The 11522-nt window shown below is 61.0% G+C and carries 9 protein-coding genes and 2 tRNA genes; 9 read left to right on the forward strand and 2 right to left on the reverse strand.

Going from position 1 to position 11522, the window contains the following annotated elements:
* Nucleotides 1–4 precede the first annotated feature (4 nt).
* The 9 genes from AC4LFW_RS00375 (at nt 5) to AC4LFW_RS00415 (ending at nt 11002) form a co-directional block, all read left to right on the forward strand.
* Nucleotides 5–1438, forward strand: coding sequence for an N-acetylmuramoyl-L-alanine amidase (locus AC4LFW_RS00375; RefSeq protein WP_491820077.1), 1434 nt, complete (start codon nt 5–7; stop codon nt 1436–1438).
* Entirely contained in the window at nt 1435–3312 is a 1878-nt protein-coding gene (gene mutL, locus AC4LFW_RS00380) for a DNA mismatch repair endonuclease MutL (protein ID WP_491816861.1), read from the forward strand. The genes AC4LFW_RS00375 and mutL overlap by 4 nt, the downstream gene beginning before the upstream one ends.
* Nucleotides 3313–3369: 57 nt before the next feature.
* Entirely contained in the window at nt 3370–4341 is a 972-nt protein-coding gene (gene miaA / locus AC4LFW_RS00385; RefSeq protein WP_491816862.1) for a tRNA (adenosine(37)-N6)-dimethylallyltransferase MiaA, read from the forward strand.
* Between the two features lie 92 nt (nt 4342–4433).
* The gene (gene hfq / locus AC4LFW_RS00390; RefSeq protein WP_407292501.1) at nt 4434–4688 is read left to right on the forward strand and encodes an RNA chaperone Hfq; all 255 of its coding nucleotides are present in this window, start codon (nt 4434–4436) and stop codon (nt 4686–4688) included.
* A gap of 12 nt (nt 4689–4700) precedes the next feature.
* Nucleotides 4701–6002, forward strand: a complete 1302-nt coding sequence (hflX, locus tag AC4LFW_RS00395; protein ID WP_491816863.1) for a ribosome rescue GTPase HflX — start codon at nt 4701–4703, stop codon at nt 6000–6002.
* Between the two features lie 97 nt (nt 6003–6099).
* On the forward strand, nt 6100–7281 hold the full coding sequence (hflK, locus tag AC4LFW_RS00400; protein WP_491816864.1) for an FtsH protease activity modulator HflK: 1182 nt from the start codon (nt 6100–6102) through the stop codon (nt 7279–7281).
* Nucleotides 7282–8154 carry a protease modulator HflC gene (gene hflC / locus AC4LFW_RS00405; RefSeq protein WP_491816865.1) on the forward strand — a complete coding sequence of 291 codons (873 nt, stop codon included), beginning with the start codon at nt 7282–7284 and terminating at the stop codon, nt 8152–8154. It abuts the gene before it with no gap.
* 279 nt (nt 8155–8433) lie between these two features.
* Nucleotides 8434–9621 carry an ATP phosphoribosyltransferase regulatory subunit gene (locus tag AC4LFW_RS00410; protein WP_491816866.1) on the forward strand — a complete coding sequence of 396 codons (1188 nt, stop codon included), beginning with the start codon at nt 8434–8436 and terminating at the stop codon, nt 9619–9621.
* 85 nt (nt 9622–9706) lie between these two features.
* Nucleotides 9707–11002, forward strand: a complete 1296-nt coding sequence (locus AC4LFW_RS00415) for an adenylosuccinate synthase (protein ID WP_491816867.1) — start codon at nt 9707–9709, stop codon at nt 11000–11002.
* A gap of 142 nt (nt 11003–11144) precedes the next feature.
* Here the strand turns inward: AC4LFW_RS00415 and AC4LFW_RS00420 are convergent.
* Together AC4LFW_RS00420 and AC4LFW_RS00425 are read right to left on the reverse strand one after the other, a co-directional pair.
* Nucleotides 11145–11231, reverse strand: a tRNA-Leu gene (locus AC4LFW_RS00420).
* A gap of 103 nt (nt 11232–11334) precedes the next feature.
* Nucleotides 11335–11421, reverse strand: a tRNA-Leu gene (locus tag AC4LFW_RS00425).
* Between the last annotated feature and the right edge of the window lie 101 nt (nt 11422–11522).

Below are 11522 nucleotides of genomic sequence, written 5' to 3' on the forward strand. Positions count from 1 at the left end.
CATCATGGGGTTGGGTATGCGCATGCGCGCGCTGGCAAGTGGTTTGGCGTTAATGCTCATGGCGTTTCAGGCATGGGCTGCCTCCGACGTTCAAAGCGTGCGTCTTTGGCGGGCCCCCGACAATACGCGGCTGGTCTTCGATCTCTCCGGCCCGGTCCAGCACAATGTCTTTACCCTGACGGCACCCGATCGGATCGTCATCGATGTCGATGGCGCGGACCTGCCGAGGCCGTTCGAGCAGCTTCCGCTGCAGAACACGCCGATTTCCGGTCTGCGCGCGGCGAAGCACGACGCCGATACCCTGCGTGTGGTCATCGATCTGACCGCCCAGGTGTCGCCCAAGAGTTTTACCCTTGCGCCGAACCAGCAATACGGCCATCGGTTGGTGGTGGACCTGTACGACGACGCCGCGGACGCCTCGGCGGCGTCGACTCCGGATGTGCCGGCTACCGTTACGCCAGGCCGGCCGGCCGCACCGGTTTCACCCACGCTGCCAGCCATCAAGCTGCCGCCCTTGCCGAGCAGCAAGCGTGACATCGTGATCGCGATCGACGCCGGACATGGCGGCGAGGACCCGGGTGCCATCGGGCCGGGCAAGGTATATGAAAAGACCGTGGTGCTGGCCATCGCCAAGGAACTGCAGCGTCAGGTCAATGCCGAGAAGGGGTTTCGCGCCGAGCTGGTGCGTACCGGTGATTACTTCATTCCTTTGCGCAAACGTACCGAGATTGCTCGCAGGAAGGGCGCCGACCTTTTCGTCTCCATCCATGCGGACGCCGCGCCACGCTCGTCGGCCTATGGCGCTTCGGTCTTTGCATTGTCGGACCGTGGTGCTACCTCGGAGACCGCGCGCTGGCTCGCAGACAGCGAGAACCGTTCCGACCTGATCGGCGGCGCTGGCAACGTCAGTCTCGGTGACAAGGACCAGATGCTGGCCGGTGTGCTGCTGGACCTGTCGATGACCGCCTCGCTGTCATCGAGCCTGAATGTCGGGCAGAAAGTGCTGAGCAACATGGGGCGGATCACCCCGTTGCACAAGTCGCGGGTGGAGCAGGCGGGGTTCATGGTGTTGAAATCGCCGGATATCCCTTCGATCCTGGTGGAAACAGGGTTCATTTCCAATCCATCCGAGGCGCGCAAGCTGCAGTCGTCCAGCCATCAGCAATCCCTGGCGCGCTCGATCAACAGCGGTGTGAAGCAGTTCTTCCAGCAGAATCCGCCGCCCGGTAGCTACATCGCCTGGCTGCGGGACTCCGGCAAGATCGTCAGCGGGCCGCATGAGCACGTGGTGCGATCCGGAGAAAGCCTGGCGATGCTGGCTGAGCGGTATCAGGTCAGCCTGGCGCAGTTGCGCAGCGTCAACAGTCTGAAAGGTGATGTGATCAAGGTCGGCCAGACCTTGAATATTCCAGCGACCACCCTGGCCGCCCAGCCATGACCGAGGCGGCGCGCATCCAGCTGCTGAGTCCGCGGCTGGCCAACCAGATTGCAGCGGGGGAAGTGGTTGAACGCCCGGCTTCGGTGGTCAAGGAGCTGCTGGAAAACAGTCTCGATTCGGGCGCCTCGCGCATCGAAGTCGATGTCGAGCAGGGTGGTGTCAAGCTTCTGCGCGTACGCGACGATGGGTGCGGTATCGCGGCGGACGATCTGCCACTCGCCCTCGCCCGGCATGCCACGAGCAAGATTCGAGACCTCGAAGATCTCGAGCGTGTTCTGAGCCTTGGCTTTCGCGGTGAAGCCCTGGCATCGATCAGCTCGGTATCGCGCCTGACGCTCACTTCGCGCACTGCCGATGCCGCCGAAGCCTGGCAGGTCGAGACCGAGGGGCGAGACATGGAGGCACGGGTCCAGCCGGCTGCGCATCCGGTCGGGACCTCGGTGGAGGTGCGGGACCTGTTTTTCAATACGCCAGCACGACGCAAGTTCCTGCGTACCGAGAAGACCGAGTTCGACCACCTTCAGGAGGTGATCAAGCGTCTGGCCCTGGCGCGCTTTGATGTGGCGTTTCACCTGCGACATAACGGCAAGGTGGTTCAGGCGCTGCATCCGGCCAATGATCCGGTTTCGCGGGGGCGCCGTGTGGCCTCGGTATGCGGGTCGGCCTTTCTTGAGCAGGCGCTGCCGGTGGAGATCGAGCGCAACGGCTTGCACCTCTGGGGCTGGGTTGGCCTGCCGACGTTTTCCCGCAGCCAGGCGGACCTGCAATATTTCTACGTCAACGGGCGTATGGTGCGCGACAAGCTGGTCGCGCATGCCGTGCGGCAGGCCTATCGTGATGTGCTGTTCAATGGCCGTCATCCAACCTTCGTGCTGTTCCTTGACGTGGATCCATCGGTGGTCGACGTCAACGTCCATCCGACCAAGCACGAAGTACGCTTCCGTGATAACCGCATGGTGCATGACTTTCTCTACGGCACGCTGCATCGAGCGCTTGGCGATGTGCGTCCGGAAGATCAGCTGGCTGCGCCGGCGGGCGTGACGCCCCTGACTCAGATCAGCGGTATCGCGGCGGGCGAGTTTGCCGGGCAGAGCGAGATGAGCCTTGCGGCAAGTGTGTTGGAACAGCCACAAGCAGCCCAGCCTGCCTGGCGCGGGGCCGGGGCTGGCTATCAGGCGCCCCGGTCGACCTCGCCGGGAGCTGTCGCAGATGCGCAAGGCGCCTATCGGGAGTTCTTCTCGCCGTTGGCCGAGGCTCGCCCGGCGGCCCTGCCAGAGAGCCAGGACGACGTTCCGCCGCTCGGCTATGCATTGGCGCAGCTCAAGGGTGTCTATGTGCTGTCGGAAAATGCCCATGGCCTGGTGCTGGTCGACATGCACGCCGCCCATGAGCGAATCATGTACGAACGACTGAAGAAGGCGATGGCCAGCGAAGGGCTGCGCGGACAACCCTTGCTGGTGCCGGAATCCATTGCGGTCAGCCAGCGCGAGGCGGACTGCGCCGAAGAGCATGCGCAGCTGTTCCACATGCTCGGTTTCGAGTTGCAGCGGCTGGGTCCTGAAAGCCTCGCCATCCGCCAGATTCCAGCTCTGCTCAAGCAGGCCGAGGCCCCGCGGCTGGTGCAGGATGTGCTCGCTGACCTGCTGGAGTACGGGACCAGTGACCGCATCCAGGCTCATCTCAATGAACTGCTCGGTACCATGGCCTGTCACGGAGCTGTGCGTGCCAACCGGAGGCTGACCCTCCCGGAGATGAACGGCCTGTTGCGGGATATGGAACAGACCGAGCGCAGCGGCCAGTGCAACCATGGTCGCCCGACCTGGACCCAATTGGGCATGGGCGACCTGGACAAGCTGTTCCTTCGGGGGCGCTAGCCGTCTCACCTGGCCATGGGTCGAGCAATCGCCCGGGCTCACATCATCGAGCGTCTGATGTCACGATTACCTCCCGCCATCTTTCTCATGGGCCCCACGGCTGCCGGAAAGACCGATCTGGCCGTCGAGCTTGCTCGGACCTTGCCGTGCGACCTGATCAGCGTCGATTCGGCACTGGTGTATCGCGGCATGGATATCGGCACTGCCAAGCCGCCATCGGCGCTGCTGCAAGCCTTCCCACATAGGCTGATTGATATCCGGGACCCTCTCCAGACCTACTCGGCCGCCGAGTTTGTCGACGATGCCCTGGCAGCCATGGCGCAGAGCGTAGCGGCGGGGCGTGTGCCGCTGCTGGTGGGGGGCACGATGCTCTATTTCAAGGCTCTGATCGACGGGCTGGCAGACATGCCTGCCGCCGATGCCGGGGTGCGTGCCGTGCTTGAAGAGCAGGCTCAGGCGGAAGGTCTGGCAGCGTTGCATCGGTTGCTCGCCGAGGTCGATCCGGAATCCGCTGCGCGCATCCATCCGAACGATCCGCAGCGGCTTATCCGGGCGTTGGAGGTCTACCGGGTCAGCGGTATCAGCATGACCGAGCATCGGGCCCGGCAGGCCGCGCAAAAAGCCAGAGCAGGCACGCCAGAGGGCGGCGTCTTGCCTTATACTGTCGCGCAGTTGTCAATTGCGCCCGCGCAACGGCAGGTCTTGCATCAACGCATCGAACAGCGTTTTGTGCAGATGGTTGAACAGGGCTTTGTCGAGGAGGTCGAATCGCTGCGAAGGCGAGGTGATCTGCATGCCGACTTGCCATCGATGCGAGCAGTCGGCTATCGACAGGTCTGGCTCCATCTGGACGGTGAATATTCGGCGTCCGAAATGGTCGAGCGTGGCGTGATTGCCACTCGTCAATTGGCCAAGCGACAGATGACCTGGTTGCGCGGATGGGAGGGGGTTCACTGGCTGGAGACGTCGGCCTGCGACAATCTGCCACGAGCATTGAAATACTTGGAGTCGCTCTCCATATTGAGCTGACACTGCGATTTGACCGGCTATCCTCAGATCACTGGATCGGCTGTGTTTGATTCTAAAAACTAAATGAAAAGATCCTCTAAGGAGTGCGGCACATGTCAAAAGGGCATTCGCTACAAGACCCTTACCTGAACACCCTGCGTAAGGAACGCGTTCCGGTTTCCATCTACCTGGTCAATGGCATCAAGCTTCAGGGCCAAATCGAATCTTTCGACCAGTTCGTCATTCTTCTCAAGAATACCGTCAGCCAGATGGTCTACAAGCACGCCATTTCGACAGTCGTCCCCGGTCGTCCGGTGCGCCTGCCGGCTACAGGTGATGCCGAGCAGTCCGAGTCGGGTAACGAATAAAGGGGGTCTTCATTGTTCTTCGAGCGTCCCGGTGGCGGTGAGCGGGCTATTCTGGTTCATCTGGATGGCCAGGACCCAGCGGCACGTGAAGACCCTAATGAATTTCAGGAGCTTGCCCGGTCAGCTGGCGCCGAAACCGTTGGTTTCGTCAATGTTGCCCGGCATCAGCCTTCTGCCAAGTTCCTGATCGGCAGCGGCAAGGTCGATGAGCTGCACGATCTCGTCAAAGAGGGCGAGGTCGAGCTGGTGATCTTCAACCACACCCTGACGCCAAGCCAGGAGCGCAACCTCGAGAGGGCCCTGGAATGCCGGGTGCTTGATCGAACCGGACTGATCCTCGATATCTTCGCCCAGCGGGCGCGTACCCATGAAGGCAAGCTTCAGGTGGAGCTGGCTCAGCTCGAGCACATGAGCACGCGCTTGGTGCGTGGCTGGACTCACCTGGAGCGTCAGAAGGGCGGGATCGGACTGCGTGGCCCGGGTGAGACGCAGCTCGAAACGGACCGCCGCCTGTTGCGGGTGCGCATCCGTCAGATCAAGCAGCGGCTCGAGAAGGTTCGGGGTCAGCGCGAGCAGGCACGTCGTGGCCGCCGTCGCGCTGACGTTCCGCTGGTTTCGTTGGTGGGCTACACCAACGCGGGCAAATCCACCCTGTTCAATGCCCTGACCGAGTCATCGGTCTACGCGGCCAATCAATTGTTCGCAACGCTTGACCCCACCTTGCGTCGACTTCACCTGGATGACCTTGGTCCGGTGGTGCTGGCCGATACCGTGGGGTTCATACGTCATCTTCCGCACAAGCTCGTCGAGTCGTTCCGGGCGACGCTCGAGGAATCGAGTAACGCGGATCTGTTGCTGCATGTGATCGACGCGCACGAACCAGAGCGTGACCAGCAGATCGAGCAGGTGCTGGCTGTGCTGACCGAGATTGGTGCACATGAGCTGCCGATTCTCGAGGTGTACAACAAGGTCGATCTGCTGGAAGGCATCGAGCCGCAGATTCAGCGTAACGCGGACGGCGTGCCGCAGCGGGTCTGGGTGTCGGCCCAGCAGGGGCTTGGCCTGGACCTTCTGCAGCAGGCGATAGCTGAGCTGCTTGGTGATGATCTGTTTGTAGGAACGGTTCGGCTTCCGCAGAGCCTGGGTCGGTTGCGTGCGCAGTTGTTCGAGTGGGGTGCGGTCCAGTCCGAGGCTCATGACGAAGAGGGCGGAAGCCTGCTCGAGGTGCGTTTGCAGCGGGTCGAACTGCATCGGCTGATCAGTCGAGAAGGCTTCGATGTGGAGCAGTTCTTCGAGCAACACACTTTGCAATAAAGCTCGGCAGGCAATTAGGCCGTTTGTTTCGGGCTTTCGGTAGCATTGGCGGGCGCGCCGTTGGCGCGCCTTTAGCTTTATCTGAATGGAGAGCGCTATGGCTTGGAATGAGCCGGGTGGCAACTCGAACAACCAGGATCCCTGGGGTAGCGGTGGCGGTGGTCGTCGCGGTGGCGGCGATCAGAAGGGTCCACCGGATCTGGATGAGGCTTTCCGCAAATTGCAAAACAGCCTTAACGGCATGTTCGGTGGCAAGAAGCGAGGCGGTGGTTCGTCGGGAGGCGGAGGTGGCAAGCGTGGAGGATTCGGGCTCGTCTGGGTTGGCCTGGTCGTGCTATTGGCTGTCTGGCTGTTCAACGCCATCTACATTGTCGATGAGCAGGAACAGGCGGTGGTGCTGCGCTTCGGCAAGTATCACGAGACGGTCGGGCCGGGTCTGAACATCTATTTCCCACCCTTCGATCGCAAGTTCCAGGCGAACGTCACGCGCGAGCGCTCCTATAGCAAGCAGGGGCAAATGCTGACCGAGGACGAGAACATCATCGAAGTCCCGCTGACCGTCCAGTACAAGATCAGCGATCTGCAGGCCTTCGTTCTGAATGTGGAAGACCCCGAGGCCTCGTTGCAGCATGCAACTGACAGTGCGGTGCGGCACGTGGTGGGTTCGACGGCAATGGACCAGGTACTGACCGAGGGGCGGGAGGCCATGGCTGGTGAGGTCAAGGAACGTCTGCAGCGGTTCCTGGACAACTACGGCACCGGCATAGTCGTCACTCAGGTGAACCTGCAAAGTGCTGCGGCGCCTCGCGAAGTCCAGGAAGCCTTCGATGACGTGATCCGGGCCCGTGAGGACGAGCAGCGTGAGAAGAACCAGGCGGAGTCCTACGCCAATGGCGTGATACCCGAAGCGCGCGGTCAGGCCCAGCGGATGCTGGAAGAAGCCAGCGGTTACCGCGATGCGGTTATTTCGCGAGCTCAGGGTGAGGCGGATCGTTTCTCCAAGCTGGTCACCGAGTACCGCAAGGCGCCGGACGTAACGCGTGAGCGCTTGTACCTGGAGACCATGCAGGAAGTGATGAGCAATACCAGCAAAGTGCTGGTGACCGGAGACAAGGGGCAGAACAATCTGCTTTATCTACCGCTGGACAAGATGATCAATAGCCGCAGCGAGAGCCCGGAGCGTTCGTCAGCAGTCTCGGCGTCAGGCGCTTCGACCCAGACGACACGGATTCCGCCAGAGCTTGATCCTCGCGAAGTGCGTACAAGGGAGGTCCGCTAAATGAGCAATAAATCCCTGACCGCCCTGATCGTGGGCGTGGTGTTGGCGATCGTGGCCTGGAACAGCTTCTATATCGTCTCGCAAACCGAGCGAGCGGTATTGCTGCGTTTCGGGCGGATCGTCGAGCCTGACGTCAAGCCGGGCATCCATGTGAAGATCCCTTACGTGAACAGCGTGCGTAAGTTCGATGCGCGCTTGATGACCCTTGATACGACAACGTCACGCTTCCTGACCCTGGAAAAGAAAGCGCTGATGGTCGACTCCTACGCAAAGTGGCGGGTCGATGATGCAGAGCGCTTCTACACGGCGACGTCCGGCATGAAGCAGATCGCCGATGAACGACTGGCGCGCCGGCTGGAAGCGGCATTGCGAGATCAGTTCGGTAAGCGGACCCTTCATGAATCCGTCTCCGGTCAGCGCGACGAGCTGATGGGGCTGGTAACCAACAGCTTGAATCGTGCGGCACAGCAGGAGCTTGGCATTGAGGTGGTGGACGTTCGTGTGAAGGGCATCGACCTGCCTCGCGAAGTCAACCGCAGCGTGTTCGAACGCATGAGTTCTGAGCGCGAGCGCGAGGCGCGCGAGCATCGGGCCAAAGGTCAGGAATTGGCTGAAGGTATCCGTGCAGATGCGGATCGCCAGCGTCGGGTCCTGCTCGCCGAGGCTTTCCGTGAGGCCGAGGAGTTGCGCGGTGATGGTGATGCGCAGGCGGCTGCAATCTATGCGGCAGCCTACGGCCAGGATCCTGAGTTCTATTCCTTTCATCGCAGTCTCCAGGCCTATCGCGACAGCTTTGCCAGCAAGGACGATGTGTTGGTACTTGATCCCGATAGTGACTTCTTCCGCTACCTGGGATCAGGCTCCGTTCGCTAAATCCTAATGGTCCGCCCGGCAGGACGATTCGGTCCTCCGGGTGACCCCTTGGCAAAAGGTTGCTATGATCCGCCAGCCGGGGAAAACCCGGCTTTTTTGCGTCTGCAACCCTGTGGTTGCAGGCAGTTCCGAGCATGGTTTGCCATGCATATCCCCTTGCGGGGCATGGCGCTGTGCCATGGTTCGAACAAATCGCACGCGACCGTGGGCTGGCTTCGGCTGCAGCCCCGGTGTTCGTCTGCTTGAATTGGCTTGCCGTATCGAGAGGTGATTGGCGAAATGGCAACGGTAGACCGCTGGCTGCTGCCAGATGGCATCGAAGAGGTGCTGCCGCCCGAGGCGGCGCGTATCGAAACCGCACGGCGTCGTGTGCTGGATCTGTTTCAGCGCTGGGGCTACGAGTTGGTCATCACCCCGCATGTCGAATTTCTCGAGTCGCTGCTGACCGGTGCCGGGCAGGATCTCGATCTGAAGACCTTCAAGGTAATCGACCCGTTATCGGGCCGGCAGATGGGCTTGCGTGCAGACATCACGCCTCAGGTTGCCCGGGTCGATGCGCATACCCTGCGTCGCGAGGGTCCGAGCCGCCTTTGTTATGCAGGCAGCGTCCTGCATGCAAAGGCGCAGGCCCTGTCCACCTCACGCAGCCCCATTCAGCTTGGGGCCGAGCTGTATGGCGATAGCAGCACATCCAGCGATGTGGAGGTGATCAGCCTGATGCTCGAGACGCTTGGTCTCGCCGATGTGCCTGATTTGCACATGGATCTCGGGCACGTAGGCATCTATCGCGGTCTTGCTCGTGCGGCGGGATTGTCGGGGGCGGCAGAGCAGCAGCTGTTCGACGCGCTGCAGCGCAAGGCCATGGATGAAATAGCCGAGCTGACGAATGCTGTGGAGCCAGCCCTGGCAGAAATGCTGCGAGCGTTGGCGCGCCTGTGTGGGGGTCGCGAGACGCTGGATACCGCAAGGGCCGTGCTGGCCGACGCGCCGCAGGCCGTGCGGGATGCGCTCGATGGGCTGGTTGAGATTGCTAATCAATTGGCCGAGAGATATCCGGCGCTACCGTTGTATTTCGACCTGGGCGAACTACGGGGTTATCACTATCACACCGGTGTGGTGTTTGCTGCCTTCGTGCCAGGCATGGGTCAGTCGATTGCGCAGGGCGGTCGCTACGATGACATTGGTGCCGATTTTGGTCGTGCGCGTCCGGCGACCGGGTTCTCGACCGATCTGAAGACGCTGGTCAGCCTGGGCAACGCCGAGCTGACTTCCCCGACCGTCGGTATCTGGGCGCCATGCAGCACCGATCTGGCAGTGTGGCAGGTGATCAGCCAGCTGCGCGAGCAAGGAGAGCGCGTCGTGCAGGCGCTGGATGGTCAGCAGGCTGATGCGGCGTCAGAGGCTGGGTGCGACCGGCAGCTATCGCTCATAGATGATTCCTGGGTTGTGGTTCCGTTGGTCCGCTGAAGAACCCGGTGGGATGCGCTAGGCTGGTTTTCGTGTTTTTTCGCCGGTTGTGGCCGGTATGCTTCGCCGAAGAGGACAAAGGTTTATGGGTAAGAATGTCGTGGTCCTGGGCACCCAGTGGGGTGATGAGGGCAAGGGCAAGATCGTCGATCTGCTGACCGATCAGGCAGCTGCCGTGGTTCGATTCCAGGGCGGTCACAATGCCGGTCACACGCTGGTTATCGACGGCGAAAAAACCGTGCTGCATCTGATTCCGTCCGGGATCCTGCGCGAGAACGTGCAATGCCTGATCGGCAATGGCGTGGTGGTTGCTCCGGATGCGCTGATGCGCGAAATCACCAAGCTGGAAGAGAAAGGCGTGCCGGTTCGCGAGCGCTTGCGCATCAGCCCTGCCTGTACATTGATCCTGCCGTACCACGTGGCGCTGGATCAGGCGCGTGAAGCCTCGCGTTCCGAGGGCAAGATCGGTACTACCGGGCGCGGCATAGGCCCAGCCTACGAAGACAAGGTCGCGCGACGCGGGCTGCGTATCGGTGATCTGTTCAATCCGGAGCGATTTGCCGTCAAGCTGCGCGAGTTGCTCGAGTATCACAACTTCATCTTGCAGAATTTCTACAAGGTCGAGCCTGTCGACTTCCAGAAGACGCTAGACGAAGCGCTGGAGTACGCGGAAATCCTCAAGCCGATGATCACCGACGTATCTGCTCGGCTGCATGAGTTGCGTAAGCAGGGCGCTCGCATCATGTTCGAGGGTGCGCAGGGTTCGCTGCTCGACATCGATCATGGCACCTATCCGTACGTCACCAGTTCCAGCACCACGGCTGGCGGTACAGCGACCGGTTCCGGCTTTGGCCCCTTGTACCTGGACTACATTCTGGGAATTACCAAGGCATACACCACTCGGGTCGGCTCGGGACCGTTCCCTACCGAGCTGTTCGATGAGGTCGGTGCGCGGCTGGCAGAGCGGGGGCATGAGTTCGGTTCGACGACCGGGCGCGCTCGTCGCTGTGGCTGGTTCGATGCTGTTGTCCTGCGTCGTGCGATCGAGATCAACAGTGTCTCGGGTATCTGCCTGACCAAGCTGGATGTCCTTGATGGTCTGGAGACAATCCGTATCTGCGTGGCCTACAAGGATCGCAACGGCGACGTACTGGTCGATGCGCCTACCGATGCGGACAGCTATCAGGGGCTTCAGCCGGTCTATGAAGAGGTGCCGGGTTGGGCTGAGTCCACGGTTGGCTTGAAGTCGCTAGACGAACTGCCGGCTAATGCTCGTGCCTATATTAAGCGCCTTGAAGAGCTGGTCGATGCGCCAATCGATATCATCTCCACCGGTCCTGACCGTAACGAGACTATCGTGCTGCGTCACCCCTACGCCTGATCGCGCTGCTGCGTGAAAGGAGGTCGCCATTGGCGGCCTTCTTTGTTTCTAGGGTGCTTCGCTTGCGAGATGAGGTCAGGCGCACGCTGCCGGATGGCCTGAACGAAAAAACCGAGCCATTGGCTCGGTTTTTTCTGAAGAGTGGTGCCCAGGAGAAGACTCGAACTTCCACGATGTTGCCATCGCTAGGACCTGAACCTAGTGCGTCTACCAATTCCGCCACCTGGGCACATTGCGATGATTGCTCATCGACTTGATTGTCGATTGCTGGTCAAGGCCGACAAACCTTGTGTCTATGAAACTCCCGCGGGTGCAGGGGTCTCATCGAATAATGGTGCCCAGGAGAAGACTCGAACTTCCACGGTGTTGCCACCGCTAGGACCTGAACCTAGTGCGTCTACCAATTCCGCCACCTGGGCACTGCAAACGATGATACTTCGTCGTTTCCGTGTTACAACGTCTACCAGACATTGTGGGCGCGAACTATACGGCTGGGGTTATGCCTTGTAAAGCCCCGCTC

The sequence above is a fragment of the Stutzerimonas sp. C6.4V genome, from assembly GCF_058536345.1.